Origin of the sequence: Caballeronia grimmiae (assembly GCF_000698555.1) — a bacterium.
In the GTDB taxonomy this organism is placed as follows: domain Bacteria; phylum Pseudomonadota; class Gammaproteobacteria; order Burkholderiales; family Burkholderiaceae; genus Caballeronia; species Caballeronia grimmiae.
The window spans coordinates 1-16,007 of record NZ_JFHE01000066.1 but is presented as its reverse complement, the minus strand read 5'-3'; the positions used below and the strand labels follow the sequence as shown (position 1 = coordinate 16,007).

The window sequence follows — 16,007 nt, the reverse complement described above, 5'->3', positions numbered from 1 at the left end:
AGCAGCTTGGCTGGTCGAGCTGGTTGGGCGCATCGCCGACGGACGCGCCGATCACCGGCATGCGTTTCGAGCCCGAGGAATACATGCGTGAGTTGCGGCGGAATGCGACCAGGCGGGCGAATTCCGGTGTAGGCGTCGAATCACGTGATCTGCGCGCGCAGCCGTAGCTGACACTCGTGAGCGAGATCGCACTGCAAACGGAAGTTACGCGCGCTCTGCGCGCGCTCGCCATTCGTGGTGAGCCGATGAACAAGACCGTATCGGTCAAAATGGTGGTCATGATCGACCGAGAAGGACTTAAGAACATGCCAAAGGGAATGGGCCGATCTGAGCAACTGAAATGGATGGCTGCTTCTCTCCGCACGTCCCTCAAGGCCAGCAGACATCGAGGCGCAGTGCGCAGTCGAAGCGTCCGATCCCTATTAGAGAACAGCCGCGCAGAATCCGGCGAAGTTTCCGACTGATCCTATCAGTGTTGTTCTTGAGCAGCTCAGGCAATGGCGTCGCCCGACGTGGCCGGAGACAGCCGAATTAAACTTTCTGCCATTAATACGTTATGAGTCTTTCGATCATTCTCGTCGGTGACAGCACCGACCACGGACGAAAGGTTATCACTGGCTCGCCCACGTACAGGATCAGCGGTCGCAGTGTCGCGCGCTTCTATGATTTCGTCGACTGCCCGTTGAAGTATCTCGACGGGCGTTCGCATGGCGTGAATCGGATCACAGAAGCGCATCCGACTCTTATGACTGACGGACAGCGCGTGGCGCCTCATGGGCACCGCACAGAATGCGGTTGCACGGTCGTTGGAAGTATAACCGCCAAGATTGGCGACTAGGCTTCAACGAGCATCGCTAACGATTAAGGCGGACTTCCGCTACCGTTCGCTGTCGTCGCTTTGTCGCGCGCGTGTGCCGACTTGGCCCGCGACGGCCTCGATCGGCCGGACCACGCGCAGTTCTAAGTGTATGCGGCGAGTGTCTCGGGGGCACGCAGCCCACGCGATCGTATCGCATCCTGCCGACGCATGCGCGTTGGACCACACCGGAACATTCAATCGCGGACACGCGCAACGTCGATGGCCTGCCTATTACAGTGGCCGCCCATCCCCGCATCCTAGCGCGGACGAACGGCATCAACTGCACCAGACAACGACTCCCGACTCAAAGCAAAAGCGACATGGACAAGCAGCGCATGTCATCCAACTGCGAGCAGGCGACTGCCTTCTAATATCGGTTCCACATCGCGATACACCGCTTCCTAGCGGCGGACGAGTGTTGACCTGCTGGTCGCCCGTCCGCAACAACCAGCGTGACGCGCGCTCCCTGCACGCCGTCACGCTTCCTTCCGCATTTCCGCGCTAAACTCATCCCTTATATGTGACGAAGGCCGGCCCGGCGCTCCATGCGCCGCCATGGATCACGGGCGTCGCTCGCCCGTTTCTCCCCATTCTTCCGGCTTGCGCCTTTCGCCGCCATCGCGCGCGAAACCGCTTCGTCCCGTCACTTGCCGTAGCGCCAAGCGGGAGAATCCCATGTTGCTGCATCAGCTAGTCGATCGGTTCGGCCCGATCATCGTTTTCATCAACGTGATGGGCTCGGCCCTCGGGCTGCCCGTGCCCGCCATGCCCACGATGATCATCGTCGGCGCGTCGATCGCGTTGATGGCCGTGAACGGCGCCGCTTTCTGGACGCCCTTGCTCGGTGTGCTGGCCGTCGCGGTGGCGGGCGGCGTGCTCGGTGACTTCGTCTGGTTCCAGGGCGGACGCAAATACGGCGACCGCACGCTCAAAACCATCTGCAAGCTGTCCCTTTCGCGCGATACCTGCGTGAAAAAGACCGAACGCTTCTTCGGGCGATGGGGCGTGCGCATTCTGCTCGTCGCCAAGTTCATTCCCGGTCTGTCGCTCGTCTCGGTGCCGCTCGCCGGCGCGATGGGCGTGCGCCTGCGCAGCTTCATCGCGCACGATGGCGCAGGCATCGCGTTGTGGAGTGCGGTCGGCCTGAGCGTCGGCGTGCTGTTCGCAGCCGAGCTGGAAATGGTCTTCGCGATGATCTCGCGGCTCGGCCGGCAAGCGGGCATGGTCGTCGCCGTCTTGCTGGCGATCTACGTGACGTATCGCTGGTGGCGTCGCCGTGCGCTGATGGCGACGCTGGAAAAAGCGCGCATCACCGTCGACGATCTTTACGCGCTGATGCACGCCGAACCGCTGCCCGTGATCTTCGACATCCGCTCGCCGGAAAAGCGCATGCTCGACCCGTTCGCGATTCCCGGCTCGCTCTTCGCGGACGAGCGCGAACTGCAGAAGATCATCGAAAGCTATGACAAGTCGCGCAAGGTCGTCATTTATTGCTCCTGTCCGAACGAAGTGTCGGCGGCGTGGATGGCGAAGACCATGCGCAACGCGGGCTTTCGCGATGTGCTCCCGCTGACGGGCGGTCTCGACGCATGGCGGCTCGCCGGTTTCGAAGTCGCGAACTTGACCGAGTTCGGCGAACTCGCGGCGACGAGCCCCGAGGAAGCGGAGCAGATGGCCTCCGCCTGCACGTTGCCCATCGTGCAGCAGGTACAGGCGGTACAGGCCGCGCAGACGTCCCAGGCAACTGCGTCCTTGCATGAACCAGGGTTACCACACGGAGATCGCGCATGAGTACGACCCCGAGTAACGGGCACGCAATGGAGATGCCGAACGTCGTCGCCTGGAGTCCGGGGATGCCGCCGCCCGACGATCCCAACGTCGTGGCCACGGGCGTCAGTGCATCCGCATCCGCCGACGACAACGCGCCGTTCTCGCCGCTGCAAACACGCTCGCATCAGATGTTTCCGCGCCTCACCGATGCCGAAATCGAGCGCATGAGCCGCTTCGGCACGACGGCGCGCTGGCGTGCGGGCGAGTGGTTGTTCCGGATGGGCGAAGTCGGGCGCGGCATGGTCGTCATCCTGAGCGGGCTCGTGCGCGTCACGCGGCGCGATGCGCTCGGCGGCAATCACCTGATCGTCGAACATGGCGCGGGACATTTCCTCGCGGAAGTCGCGCAGCTTTCGGGCAAGCCCTGTCTCGTCGATGGCATTGCGGTGGAGGATGTCGAAGGCATCGTCGTGCCACCGGAGCGGCTGCGCGCGCTGCTCGTCGCGGAAGCGGAACTCGGCGAGCGCATCATGCGCGCGCTGATTCTGCGGCGCGTCGGCTTGATCGAAAAGGGCAGCGGCCCGGTGCTGCTCGGCCAGTCCGACGATGGCCGGCTCGTGTCGCTGCAAGGCTTTCTGCGCCGAAATGGTTATCCGCATACGGTCATCGACGCCTGCTCGGACCCGGATGCGATCGCGCTGCTCGAACGCATCTCGGCGTCGACGGCGGATTTTCCGCTCGTTATCTGTCCCGATGGCACGGTGCTGCGCGCACCCGACGAGAATCAGCTCGCGACACAGCTCGGCTGGCTGCCCGAGTTCGATCCGGCCCATGTCTACGATGTCGCTATCGTCGGGGCCGGTCCGGCCGGTCTGGCGACGGCCGTTTATGCGGCGTCCGAAGGGCTGTCGGTGGCGGTGTTCGATTGCCGCGCGCCGGGCGGGCAGGCTGGCGCGAGCGCGCGCATCGAAAATTATCTCGGCTTTCCGACCGGCATCTCCGGCCAGGCGCTCGCGGGCCGCGCGTTCGTGCAGGCCCAGAAATTCGGCGCGCACATCGCGATTCCGACGCGCATCAAGGCGCTGCACTGCGGTTCGTCGCCGATTCAGATCGAGCTGGAGAACGGCGCGCGCGTGACGACGCAGACGGTCGTGATCGCGTCCGGGGCGGCGTATCGGCGGCCGGCGATCGACGGGCTCGAGCGTTACGAAGGGCATGGCACGTACTACTGGGCGTCGCCGGTCGAGGCGAAGCTTTGCAAGAACGCGGAGGTCGTGCTCGTCGGCGGCGGCAATTCGGCGGGGCAGGCGGCCGTGTATCTCGCCTCGCACGCGAAGCATGTCCATGTGCTGATTCGCGGTTCCGGGCTCGCGGCGAGCATGTCGCATTATCTGGTGGAGCGCATCGGCTCGCTGCCGAACGTGACGGTGCGCACGCATACGGAAATCGTCTCGCTAACGGGCGATGACCGCGCGCTCACCGCCGTCCAGTGCAAGACGCCCGATGGTCCGCTCACGCTCGAATCGCGGCATCTGTTTCTCTTCACCGGCGCGAACCCGAACACCGACTGGCTGCGCGACTGCAGCGTGAGCGTCGATGGCAAGGGCTTCGTGCTGACCGGTCCCGAAGCGCACGACGGACGCACGCAAGGCGTCATGGGGCTGGAAACGAGCGTGCCGGGCGTCTTCGCGATCGGCGATGTCCGTTCGACTTCGACGAAGCGCGTCGCGGCTGCCGTCGGCGAAGGCGCGGCGGTCGTCGCGCAGATTCATGGCTTGCTGGCCCAGCGGCAGGCGTTGAGCGTCGCCGGGACGTAGCGTCTTCAGGCGCTCGCCGGAAACCGCAGCGTGAATTCGATCCACCCATCCGGCGAGCACGCGGCCGACGCGCTGCCGCCGTGCATCCGCATGATCGCCTGCACGATCGACAGCCCGAGCCCGCTCGATTCCGTGAACTCGCTGCGGGCCGCATCGCCGCGATAGAAGCGGTCGAAGAGCCGCGCGAGTTCTTGCTGTGCGATGACCGCGCCGCGATTGCCCACGACGATGCACGCGCCGTCCGCATCGGCATGACCGGAAAGGTGCACGACGGTGCCCGCCGCCGCATAACGCACCGCATTTACGACGACGTTGCCGATTGCGCGCCGGCACATGATCGCGTTGGCGTGCATCGCGCCGCTCGCCTCGATGGCGAACGTGATGCGGCGCTCCTCCGCGATGCCTTCGAAATACGCCGCGATGGTTTCGAGTTCCTCGCGAATGTCGATTCGCTCGCGCTCCATCGGCTGTTGCGAATGATCCGCTTGAGCGAGAAAGAGAATGTTCTGCGCGATGCGCGAGAGCCGCTCCAGCTCTTCGAGATTCGATTCCAGCACGCCGCGATATTCGGCCACGCTGCGTTCGTGCGCGAGCATCACCTGTGTCTCGCCGATCAGTACGCCAATCGGCGTGCGCAACTCGTGCGCAAGGTCCGCCGAGAATTGCAGCAGGCGTTCGTAACCATGTTCGAGCCGATCGAGCATCGCATTGAACGACGCCGCGAGGCTTTGCAGTTCCGCGGGCGCATGCGCGACGTCGAGCCGTGCCGACATACGGTTTGGCGTGATCTCCGCGGCCTTGGCGGCCATCAGTTTCAGCGGCATGAGTCCGCGGCTCGTGACCCAGTACGCGAGCAGCATCGTCACCGCCACCGCGCCGATCACCGTGAACCATACGCGCTTCAGATAAGCCGACAACACGTGCGCTTCCTGCGTCATCACGTGCGCCGCGATGATGTCGACCACTTCGCCGCTATCGCCGATGCGCGCCTGTGCGCCGACCCAGCGCATCCGCACGCCATCGGCGCGCGTGCCTTCGTAGAGATCGTCGAGACCGATGGCGCGATCGACCGGCACGATCGACAGCGGCGGCAACGGCATGTGCTCGGGATTGACGTTGATGAAGGGCGCCGTTCCCGCGCGTCGAAAGAGAATCACGTCCTGCCGGTCGCCGAGCATCGTTTCGAAGAGCCGGGGCCGCGCTTCGAGTTCGTTGATCGTGTAAAGGTCGTGCAGCAGCGAGCGGAAATGTTCGACGCGGGCGATCACCTGATAATCGGCGCGCGTCGACAGTGCGGAGTTGGTCGCGTGATAAAGCGACGCGCCGACCATGCCGACGACCGCGCATACGATCGCCGCAAACGAGAGCGCGATGCGAACCGCAAGCGATCGCGAAGGCCGCTTCAAGAATCCTCTCCGAACGAATAGCCGATGCTGCGCACGGTATGAATCAGCTTCAGTTCGAACGGATTGTCGATCTTCGCGCGCAGACGCTTGACCGCAACATCGACGACGTTCGTATCGCTGTCGAAGTTCATGTCCCACACTTCGGATGCGATCAGCGTGCGCGAGAGCGCTTCGCCCTGATGCTTGCAAAAGAGATGCAGCAGCGCGAACTCCTTGTTCGTCAGTACGATGTCGATGCCCTTGCGCGTGACCTTGCGGCGCAGGACATCGACGTGAAGGTCGGCGACCTGAAACGTATCCGATTCGCGCATCACGCCACGGCGCAACAGCGTGCGAATGCGCAAGACCAGTTCAGTGAACGAGAACGGCTTGACGAGATAGTCGTCCGCGCCGAGTTCGAGGCCGTGAATGCGGTCGCTCACCTGATCGCGCGCCGTGAGAAAAATGACAGGCAGGTCACGCTTTGCGCGCAATGCGGACATGATCTGCCATCCGTCGATGCCCGGCAGCATCACGTCGAGCACGATCAACTCGTAGGGATTGGCGAGCGCCTGATGCAGACCATCCGTGCCGTTGCGCACGAGATCGACCTGATATCCGGACTCGATGAGCCCTTTTTTCAGGTAGTCGCCGGTCTTGCGGTCGTCTTCGATCACGAGGATGGTCATGCGCGCGCTTCGCTGTCGTTGCTACGTTGACGTCATTCTGCCAGCGCGCGCGTGAGGCCGGCCGAGTATGACAAAAAAGTCATCGAGTCGTCATCGATCCATCAGCGCCGCGCCGTTAGCATCCGCTTCATGCTCTCGTTTCAAGTCCCATCAACCCGACGCGAGGTTCGACGTGCAGCAAGGAACGCTACAGCCGCTATGGCTGCGTATCACGCACTGGCTCAATGCGCTCGCCATCGTCGTGATGGTGACGAGCGGATGGCAGATCTATAACGCATCGCCCATTTTCAAACCGTTCACGTTCCCATCGTCGATCACGCTCGGCGGCTGGCTCGGCGGCGCGCTGCAATGGCACTTCGCGGCAATGTGGCTGCTGGTGGCGAACTTCATCGTGTATGCGGTGATGAACGTCGTGACCGGGCGCTTTCGCCGGCGCATGTTTCCGTTGAGCATCAGGAGCGTCGTGAACGATGCGCTCGCCGCAGTGCGCGGCAAGCTCGGCCACGACGATCTCACGCACTACAACGCCGTGCAGAAGCTCGCCTATCTCGCGGTGATCGTGGATATCGTGGTCATCATTCTGTCGGGCCTCGTCGTGTGGAAGTCCGTGCAGTTTCCCTTTCTTCGCACGTTGATGGGCGGCTATGACAATGCCCGCGTCGTGCATTTCTTCGGCATGAGTTTTCTGGTGGCGTTCGTCGTGCTGCATGTGGTGATGGTCGCACTCGTGCCGCGTTCGCTCGTGCTGATGATCAGAGGACGTTGACGCCATGTCGATCCGAAACACCAAGCTCGATGCAGAGTCCATCATCAAGGATGCCGCGAAGGAACTCAAAGCGCCCGCCCGGCGTCTCTTCGGCAAGCGCATTCTGTCGCTCGGCGGCCTCGTGATGCTATCCGGTTGCAATCTCACCGATGACAAGTCCGTCAACGCGATGCTGCGCAAGATATCGTCGTTCAACGACGACGCGCAGGCGCTGCTCTTCGATCCGAACAAGCTCGCACCGACGTATCCCGAGTCGATGATCACGCGTCCGTTCCCTTTCAACGCGTTCTATGACATCGACGAAGTGCCGGAAGTCGATGCATCGGCCTACAAGCTCGAAGTAGGCGGGCGCGTCACGGGCAAGCGCGTGTGGACGCTCGATGAACTGCACGCGATGCCGCAGGAAAGCCAGGTGACACGGCACATTTGCATCGAAGGATGGAGCGCCATTGGCAAGTGGGGCGGCGTGCGTTTCGCGCATGTTCTGGCGCGAGCGGGCGCGGATACGAGCGCGAAGTATGTCGCGTTCCATTGCGCCGATAACTACTCGACGAGCATCGACATGCCGACGGCGCTGCACGCGCAAACGCTGCTCACGCTGACTTACGACGGCCAGTTCTTGCCGCCGAAATACGGCTTCCCGATGAAGCTGCGCATGCCGACCAAGCTCGGCTACAAGAACCCGAAGCATATCGTCGCGATTACCGTGACCAACGATTACCCCGGCGGCTATTGGGAGAACCAGGGCTACAACTGGTTCGGCGGTTCCTGATGATGCTTTTTCTATCGCTTACGTTGTCCACTCACTGAAGGAGATTCAATGTCGATTCGCACGAAACTCGGCCTCAGCATCGCGGCTCTCGCATTCACGACCGCCGCCTTCGCTCAGGCGCCCGCAGGCAAGCCCGCGCGCATTCGCGGCGATATCGTCGCGTTGTCGGGCGATACCTTGACCGTGCATCGCCGCAGCGGCGATACGGTGAAGATCGCGGTGAAAGCGGATACGCCCGTGTCGGCGCTGAAGAACATCAAGCTGGCCGACATCAAGCCGGGCCAGTTCGTGGGCACCGCAGCCACCACCGGCACCGATGGCAAGCTCACCGCAACCGAAGTGCTCGTGTTCCCGGAAGCCGCACGCGGCACGGGCGAAGGCCACTATGCGTGGGATCTCGGCCCGCAAAGCTCGATGACCAACGCGAACGTCGATCAGGTCGTGCAGGGCACCAGCGGACGCGACCTGAAGCTGTCGTACAAGGGCGGATCGAACGCGGTGACAGTGCCGGAGAACGTGCCGGTCGTGACTTTCGCGCCGGCGACGCATGACGATCTGAAGCCGGGCAAGAAGGTGTTCGTGGTGGCGAGCCCGGAAAGCGGCGGCGCCTATGCTGCACAGCGGATCGTCGTCGAGAAGGATGGCGTCGCCCCTCCGATGTAATCGCAGCGGCGCTTGTTTCAGGCCGCGTCGCGCTTCTGAGTCACATGCTCGAAGAAGCGCGACGCGCGCCGGTCTCCCGCATACGCCGAGTTGATCCGCACCCACGGACACGCTTCCCCGTTCGGCCGATAGTAGCTCCCCGGCGCGAGCGTGACGCCGAACTTCACGGCTTCATCGACGAGCACCGCTGAGTCGCCGATGCCCGGCACGCTTGCCCAGACGAAGCTGCCGCCGCTCGGTTCATCGAACACTGTCCATCCATAGCCTTCGAGCTGCTGCACCGCACTCGACAGCGAATCGCGCACGCGCTTGCGCAGCCGCTCCAGATACTTGCGATACGTGCCGCGTTCGAGCAGGCTCGCCGCGACGCTTTCCGCGAATCGCGTGCCGCCGAGGCTCGTCAGCACTTTCACATCGACGAGACCCTTCACGAGTTGCCGGTTCGCGGCCAGATAGCCAATCCGCAGCGACGACGACAGCGTCTTCGACAAGCCGCCCACGTAAATCACACGGTCAAGCTGATCGAGCGACGCGAGCCGTTGCGTCGGCACGGCCTGGAAATCGGCGTAGATATCGTCCTCGACGATGGAGAAGCCGTGCAGCGTCGCGAGTTGCAGCAGCTTGAACGCGATCTGCGGCGCAATGTTCGTCGCGGTCGGATTCTGGAAGACCGTGTTGACGAAGAAGAGCTTCGGCTTGTGTTGCTTGAGCAGGGCTTCGGCTGCGTCGACGTCCGGCCCGTTCGCGAGCCGCGGCACGCCGACGAGCCGCACGCCTTGCAGCTTCAGCAGGCCGAAGAGATTGTAGTAGCCGGGATCTTCGACGAACACCGTATCGCCCGGCTTCAGCATCGTTCGCACGATCAGGTCGAGCGCCTGGCTCGCGCCGTTCGTAATCATCACGTTCGGCAGATCGGCGGCGATGCCGAGCGCGTTGAGCCGCAGCGTCACTTGCTGGCGCAGGCTGGCGTCGCCGTGCGGAATTGCGTAGTCGATCACGCTCGATATATCGCTGCGCGACGCCTGACGGATGGCTTGCGTGAGGCCATCGAGATCGCGCCACGCCTCCGGGATGAAACCGCTCGAGAGCTTGAGCGTCTCGCCGGGGTAGTTGAACTGCTGAAGCACCTGATTCGATTCTTCTTCCGCGAGACGCGGATCGCAATTGCCCGACTCGCCCTCGCGGTCATCGACACGATTCGCCACGTAAAAACCCGAGCCGTGCTTCGGCTGGATGAGCCCGCGCGACGCGAGGCGGTCGTAAGCCTCGATCACCGGAAAGCGGCTGATGCGCTGTTCGGCGGCCAGCTGACGGATCGACGGCAGCTTCGCGCCGGCGAGCACGCGCCGTGAGCGGATCATCGCTTCGATCTGACTGACGATCTGCTCGGTGAGCGGAACGCCGGTCGCGCCGTCGATTCTGAGCGGAAGTGCGTTCATCGTTTGAAGTGTTCGGTGGGGTCGGGTGAACAGTTGCACGCGCTGTTTGCACGAGTGTCAGAAGTGATTCGAACGCAGCCGTAAAGCCGTGTCAAGCTGTCCGATCGGCTAATGCAGTGTCCGCGCGCTGGCCGAACAGCGTGAACTGTTCACGCAGTCTGACTGAACAGTTTCGATGCAACTGTACGCAAGTGTTCATTCAAGATGTTCGGAACCGGCCCAATAATGTGTTCAACGGCCCGGCGACCACTTTCGCGGCGCGGCCATCCGATGAGTCAACTGGGAGCGGCATCATGCGTGAAATCCGGACATTCGAACTCGACCGGCGCGATGCGCCGACGCGGTGGAGCAGCCACCGCCCGCAAACGCTGCGCGTGCTGCGCGGGCAAATCTGGATGACGGTGGAAGGCGAGGCGGACGATCACTGGCTGAACGCCGGCGACGCAATCGAACTGAAGCCGTATTCGACGATTTGGATCAGCGGCGCGTGCGAGGGCAGCCGGTTTTCGCTGGCGTCGGAGTCGGCGTCAGCGCGAAGTCTTGCTGCGCTCATTCACGCGTGGCTGGCGCGGCGCGCGGGGCAAAGCGGAACGGCTGTGTCGAACGTGTAGCGCGCAGGCGAAAAAAAACCCGGCCAAGGCCGGGTCCAATGTTCCCGCGCTCTGTCGAGCGCGGTCACCTGCAAAACCACGCGCGAGCTTAAGCCGCGAGCAGCGAACGCAGCACGAACGGCAAAATTCCGCCGTGCTTGTAGTAGTCGACTTCGATCGGCGTATCGATACGCAGCAGTACTTGCACGCGATCGTTCTTGCCATCCTTGCGATGGATCACGAGCGTCACTTCCTGCTGCGGCTTGAAGTTATCGCCGAGGCCTTCGATGTCATACGTTTCATCGCCGGTGATGTTCAGCGACTGGATGCTGTCCGCGCCCTTGAACTGCAGCGGCAGCACGCCCATGCCAACCAGGTTCGAGCGATGGATACGCTCGAAGCTGCGCGCGACCACGGCCTTCACGCCGAGCAACTGCGTGCCCTTCGCGGCCCAGTCACGCGACGAACCCGTGCCATACTCTTCGCCCGCGAAGATGACAGTCGGCGTTTCGTCGGCGATGTACTTCATCGCGGCGTCATAGATCGACAGTTGTTCGCCGCTCGGCTGATGAATCGTCAGACCGCCTTCGACGCGCGTGCCGTCTGCCTTCGCCGGAATCATCAGGTTCTTGATGCGGACGTTCGCGAACGTGCCGCGCATCATCACGTCGTGATTGCCGCGACGCGAGCCGTAGCTGTTGAAGTCGGCCTTCTGCACGCCGTTCGCCTTCAGCCACACGCCCGCCGGCGACGTTTCCTTGATCGAGCCCGCCGGGCTGATGTGGTCGGTCGTCACGGAATCGCCGAAGATGCCGAGCGCGCGTGCGCCCTTCACCGCGGGGATCGAATCGGCCGGCTTCATCGAGAAGTCGTCGCCGAAGAACGGCGGCTCAGCGATGTACGTCGACTTCGGCCAGTCGTAGACCTGGCCCGTTTCGCCCGCGATCTTGCTCCACAGGTCGCCTTCCGTCGTGAGTTGCGCGTAGTTCTTGCGGAACGCGTCGGCGTCGAGCGCGAACTTGAGCAGCGCGTGCACTTCCTCGCTCGTCGGCCAGATGTCGCCGAGGTAGACGTCGCGGCCATCCTTGCCCTGACCGACCGGCTCGGTCATCAGGTCGCGCGTGATGTTGCCCGCGATGGCATAGGCCACCACCAGCGGCGGCGAAGCCAGGAAGTTCGAGCGGATGTTCGGGTGAATGCGCGCTTCGAAGTTGCGGTTGCCCGACAGCACGGCGGCCGCGACGATATCGTTCTTCACGATCGCGTCGTTGAGTTCCGGCGTCAGGTCGCCCGCATTGCCGATACACGTCGTGCAGCCGTAAGCGGCCAGCGTGAAACCGAGCTTGTCGAGATACTGCAGCAGGTCGGTCTTCGTCAGATACTCCGTGACGATGCGCGATCCCGGCGCGAGCGATGTCTTGATGTGCGGCGCCACCGTCAGACCGGCTTCGACAGCCTTCTTCGCGAGCAGGCCGGCCGCGAGCAGCACGCTCGGGTTCGACGTGTTCGTGCACGAGGTAATGGCCGCGATCAGCACGTCGCCGTTCTTGACGTCGATGCCGTCAGCCGTCTTGTACGTCGCTTGCAGGTCGTCCGGCTTCTTCGCAAAGCCGTTTTCGCCGACCGGCTTCGAGAACAGGTCGGTGAACGTGCTCTTCACGTTGCCGATTTCGATGCGGTCTTGCGGACGCTTCGGGCCGGCGAGCGACGGCGCAACGGTCGACAGATCGAGCGTGAGCGTCTTCGTGTAGTCGATGTCGCCGGCGTGCGGCACGCCCCACAGGTTCTGCGCCTTGAAGTAGTTTTCGAAGGCGGCGATTTCCGCGTCGGTGCGGCCCGTGCCCTTGAAGTAGTCGATGGTCTTTTCGTCGACCGGGAAGAAGCCCATCGTCGCGCCGTATTCCGGCGCCATGTTGCCGATGGTCGCGCGGTCCGGCACCGCGATCGACGCCGTGCCTTCACCGAAGAACTCGACGAACTTGCCGACGACCTTTTCCTTGCGCAGCATTTCGGTGATGGTCAGCACGAGGTCGGTTGCCGTGCAGCCTTCGCGCAGCTTGCCCTTCAGCTCGACGCCGACGACGTCCGGCGTGAGGAAGTACACCGGCTGGCCGAGCATGCCCGCTTCCGCTTCGATGCCGCCCACGCCCCAGCCCACCACGCCGATGCCGTTGATCATCGTCGTGTGCGAGTCCGTGCCGACGAGCGTGTCCGGGTAGTACACGGTGTCGCTGCCTTCGGCCTTCTTGTGGACGCCGCGTGCGAGGTACTCGAGGTTGACCTGGTGCACGATGCCGACGCCCGGCGGCACGACCTTGAACGTGTCGAATGCCTGCATGCCCCACTTCATGAACTGGTAGCGCTCGTTATTGCGCTGGAATTCCAGCTTCATGTTCAGGTCGAGCGCGTTCGGTTCGCGGAAGTGGTCGATCTGCACCGAGTGATCGACGACGAGGTCCACCGGCACGAGCGGCTCGATCGCCTTCGGGTCCTTGCCGGCACGCTTCGCGACGCCACGCATCGCGGCAATGTCGGCGAGCAGCGGCACGCCGGTGAAGTCCTGCAGCACCACGCGCGCGACGACGAACGGAATTTCATCGACGCGAGCCGCGTTCGGCTTCCAGTTCGCGAGTTGCTTGATGTGCTCCTCGCTGATCTTCTTGTCGTCGTAGTTGCGCAGCACCGACTCGAGCACGAGACGGATCGAAACCGGCAGGCGCTGGATGTCGACCTTCAGTGCTTCGCCGAGTTGCGGCAGCGAGTAGAACTTGCCTTTGCCGGAACCGCTGTCGAATTCCTTGAGCGTATTGTGGAGATTGTGGGCCATGGTTGTTTTCCTAGGACTAAACGAGGAAATGCTTCGATGCAACGTTTCTGTATGACCGAGTCGATCGACTAAATCACGTACAGATCGACGTATTCATTGACCGGCATTGCTTCCAGCTTTGCCTGATCGAGCGATACCGCGAGGATCGCCTCTTGTTGCCTGGTGGGAAAGCGGCGCGCGAGGTTCGTCTTGAACTTCTCGACGAGCAGCGGAATGCCGTCCGCGCGGCGGCGCTTGTGACCGATCGGATACTCGACCACGACTTCATCGAGCGCCGAACCGTCGTTGAACTCGATGGTCAGCCCGTTCGCAATGGAACGCTTGTCCGGATCGAAATAATCTTTCGTGAACTGCGGGTCTTCCACGCATTCCATCTTTGCGCGCAAGGTGTCGATGCGCGGGTCTTTTGCGACGGCGTCTTCGTAATCCGCGGCGGTCAGGCGGCCGAAGATCAGCGGCACGGCGATCATGTACTGGATGCAGTGATCGCGGTCCGCGGGGTTATCGAGCGGCCCCTTCTTGTCGATGATGCGAATGGCCGCCTCGTGCGTGCGAATGGTGATCTTCTTGATGTCCTCGACGCCCTTGCCGGCTTCTTTGAGCATGCCGTGCAGGGTCATGGCCGCTTCCACCGCCGTCTGCGAGTGGAACTCGGCCGGAAACGATATCTTGAAGAGCACATGCTCCATCACGTACGAGCCATACGGACGCTGAAACTTGAACTCGTTGCCCTTGAAGAGGACATCGTAGAAGCCCCAGGTCTTGGCCGTCAGCACGGACGGATAGCCCATTTCGCCGGTCTTCGCGATGAGCGCGAGACGCACGGCGCGCGAGGTTGCATCGCCGGCTGCCCACGACTTGCGCGAGCCGGTGTTCGGCGCATGGCGATACGTGCGCAGCGAATGACCATCGACGAATGCGAGCGACACCGCGTTGATGAGCTCTTCGCGCGAGAGACCGATCATCTGTCCGACCACCGCCGTGGAAGCGAGCTTCACCAGCAGCACGTGATCGAGGCCGACCTTGTTGAACGAGTTCTCGAGCGCGATGCAGCCTTGAATTTCGTGCGCCTTGATCATCGCGATCAGGACGTCTTTCATCGTGAGCGGCTTTTTGCCGGATGCGACGGCGTTGCGCGAAAGCCAGTCCGCGGTCGCCAGAATGCCGCCCAGATTGTCCGACGGATGGCCCCATTCGGCGGCGAGCCACGTGTCGTTGAAGTCGAGCCAGCGGATCATCGCGCCGATGTTGAAGGCGGCCTGAACCGGGTCGAGCTGGAACTGCGTGCCCGGCACTTTCGCGCCATTGGGGACGATCGTGCCGGGCACGATCGGTCCCATCAGCTTGGTGCAGGCGGGATAGGAGAGGGCTTCGAGTCCGCAACCGAGCGTGTCGATCAGACAGTTGCGCGCCGTTTCGAGCGCGAGCGTGCTGTCGACGCCATAGTTGAGAACATAGTCGACTATGTCTACGAGTACCTTGTCCGGCTCAGGGCGGACATTGGAGATCGGTGCGGACATCGAGGATTCCCTGTTTGATGTGCTGACGTTGCTTATTCCGCCGGCTTGAGCAGCAGCGGGTTCTGCTTCAGCGCTTCGGACTGCGTCGGCGCAGCCGCGCCTGCGGCCATTTCGGACGTCATGCACTCGTCGGCGAGTCGCGAGGAGTCCTTGTCCGAGAACAGCATCGCCTTGGTCGGGATCACGACGAGATCCATGCCCGTTGCCGAATCGTGGAAGCGATCGGCGCCGGTCGTCGTATCCTGACGCGGCAGCTTGTAGTCCTTCTTCGCCCAGTTGACCGTGACGATTGCGTCACGCTTCATGTCGCCCTTCAGATAGAAAGCAAGACCGTCCTTGCAGGCCCACTTCACGGCGCCTTCGGGAACCGGGTCCGTCTTGGCTGCTGCAGCCGCCGCCGCCTTGGGGGAGCGTTTGATGATGCGGCGCGCCGGGGCGGGGCGCTTCGCCTTGCTCGCGCCCGACTCGGTTGTCGCGGCGAAGGCGTCGGCGCTCACGAACACGCTGGTGGTGGCGAGCGTGCCGACGATTGCAGCGATCAGAAGCTTATTCATCTAAAAACCTTTCAAAAACATTTGGGTTGATTGGCGGTTGTTGCGCGGATTGGAACGCTTTACCCGCGGTTCCGATCGCGCAAGCCCGCTATTTTCGCTTATTTATCGGCACGAACTTCAAATTCTCCGGCCCCGTGTAATTCGCGCTCGGGCGGATGATCTTGTTGTCGATGCGCTGCTCGATGATGTGCGCGCTCCAGCCCGACGTGCGCGAAATGACGAAGAGCGGCGTGAACATCGCAGTGGGCACGCCCATCATGTGATACGAGACTGCGCTGAACCAGTCGAGGTTCGGGAACATCTTCTTCGCGTCCCACATGACCGATTCGAGGCGTTCCGCGATATCGAAAAGCTTG

The 16,007-nt window shown here is 62.7% G+C and carries 15 protein-coding genes; 7 read left to right on the top strand and 8 right to left on the bottom strand.

The genetic code is table 11. The annotated features are described in order from the left end of the window. A partial coding sequence (locus BG57_RS33585) for a hypothetical protein (RefSeq protein ID WP_206539443.1) occupies positions 1-280 on the bottom strand: 280 nt, incomplete at its 3' end. Positions 281-556: 276 nt separating this feature from the next. On the opposite strand from BG57_RS33585, the gene BG57_RS32110 reads away from it, so the two are divergent. The 3 genes from BG57_RS32110 (at position 557) to BG57_RS29445 (ending at position 4,446) form a co-directional block, all read left to right on the top strand. After that, positions 557-838: a PAAR domain-containing protein gene (locus tag BG57_RS32110; protein WP_075583245.1), complete on the top strand. Its 282-nt coding sequence runs from the start codon at positions 557-559 to the stop codon at positions 836-838. Positions 839-1,537: 699 nt separating this feature from the next. Continuing rightward, positions 1,538-2,650: a DedA family protein/thiosulfate sulfurtransferase GlpE gene (locus BG57_RS29450; protein ID WP_167569280.1), complete on the top strand. Its 1,113-nt coding sequence runs from the start codon at positions 1,538-1,540 to the stop codon at positions 2,648-2,650. After that, entirely contained in the window at positions 2,647-4,446 is a 1,800-nt protein-coding gene (locus BG57_RS29445; RefSeq protein ID WP_035970597.1) for an FAD-dependent oxidoreductase, read from the top strand. The genes BG57_RS29450 and BG57_RS29445 overlap by 4 nt, the downstream gene beginning before the upstream one ends. 5 nt (positions 4,447-4,451) lie before the next feature. Here the strand turns inward: BG57_RS29445 and BG57_RS29440 are convergent, their stop codons facing one another. Together BG57_RS29440 and BG57_RS29435 are read right to left on the bottom strand one after the other, a co-directional pair. Further along, a complete protein-coding gene (locus tag BG57_RS29440) occupies positions 4,452-5,852 on the bottom strand; it encodes a heavy metal sensor histidine kinase (protein WP_035970595.1) in 1,401 nt (466 codons plus the stop codon). Continuing rightward, positions 5,849-6,520 carry a heavy metal response regulator transcription factor gene (locus BG57_RS29435; protein ID WP_035970593.1) on the bottom strand — a complete coding sequence of 224 codons (672 nt, stop codon included), beginning with the start codon at positions 6,518-6,520 and terminating at the stop codon, positions 5,849-5,851. The genes BG57_RS29440 and BG57_RS29435 overlap by 4 nt, the downstream gene beginning before the upstream one ends. 172 nt (positions 6,521-6,692) lie before the next feature. Here BG57_RS29435 and BG57_RS29430 point away from each other — a divergent pair, with 172 nt between their 5' ends. Genes BG57_RS29430 through BG57_RS29420 form a run of 3 tightly spaced genes read left to right on the top strand, consistent with a single transcriptional unit; the run spans position 6,693 to position 8,721 of the window. After that, positions 6,693-7,286 (top strand): cytochrome b/b6 domain-containing protein, encoded by a 594-nt coding sequence (locus BG57_RS29430; RefSeq protein WP_035970592.1) that lies wholly within the window; start codon positions 6,693-6,695, stop codon positions 7,284-7,286. 4 nt (positions 7,287-7,290) lie between these two features. Next, positions 7,291-8,058, top strand: coding sequence for a molybdopterin-dependent oxidoreductase (locus tag BG57_RS29425; RefSeq protein WP_035970590.1), 768 nt, complete (start codon positions 7,291-7,293; stop codon positions 8,056-8,058). A 48-nt stretch (positions 8,059-8,106) separates the two neighbouring features. Then, positions 8,107-8,721 (top strand): DUF5666 domain-containing protein, encoded by a 615-nt coding sequence (locus BG57_RS29420; RefSeq protein ID WP_035970587.1) that lies wholly within the window; start codon positions 8,107-8,109, stop codon positions 8,719-8,721. A 17-nt stretch (positions 8,722-8,738) separates the two neighbouring features. Here BG57_RS29420 and BG57_RS29415 read toward each other — a convergent pair whose 3' ends face one another. Beyond that, a complete protein-coding gene (locus BG57_RS29415) occupies positions 8,739-10,160 on the bottom strand; it encodes an aminotransferase-like domain-containing protein (protein WP_035970584.1) in 1,422 nt (473 codons plus the stop codon). Between the two features lie 293 nt (positions 10,161-10,453). Here BG57_RS29415 and BG57_RS29410 point away from each other — a divergent pair, with 293 nt between their 5' ends. Further along, complete coding sequence (locus tag BG57_RS29410) at positions 10,454-10,771, top strand: DUF2917 domain-containing protein (protein ID WP_035970601.1); 318 nt, start codon at positions 10,454-10,456, stop codon at positions 10,769-10,771. 88 nt (positions 10,772-10,859) lie between these two features. On the opposite strand, the gene acnA is transcribed toward BG57_RS29410, so the two are convergent. The 4 genes from acnA to BG57_RS29390 form a co-directional block, all read right to left on the bottom strand. Further along, positions 10,860-13,577, bottom strand: a complete 2,718-nt coding sequence (gene acnA / locus BG57_RS29405; RefSeq protein WP_035970582.1) for an aconitate hydratase AcnA — start codon at positions 13,575-13,577, stop codon at positions 10,860-10,862. Positions 13,578-13,645: 68 nt separating this feature from the next. Next, complete coding sequence (locus BG57_RS29400) at positions 13,646-15,097, bottom strand: bifunctional 2-methylcitrate dehydratase/aconitate hydratase (RefSeq protein WP_035970581.1); 1,452 nt, start codon at positions 15,095-15,097, stop codon at positions 13,646-13,648. Positions 15,098-15,129: 32 nt separating this feature from the next. Beyond that, positions 15,130-15,651, bottom strand: coding sequence for a hypothetical protein (locus BG57_RS29395; RefSeq protein ID WP_035970578.1), 522 nt, complete (start codon positions 15,649-15,651; stop codon positions 15,130-15,132). An 88-nt stretch (positions 15,652-15,739) separates the two neighbouring features. Continuing rightward, a partial coding sequence (locus BG57_RS29390; RefSeq protein WP_035970577.1) for a citrate/2-methylcitrate synthase occupies positions 15,740-16,007 on the bottom strand: 268 nt, incomplete at its 5' end.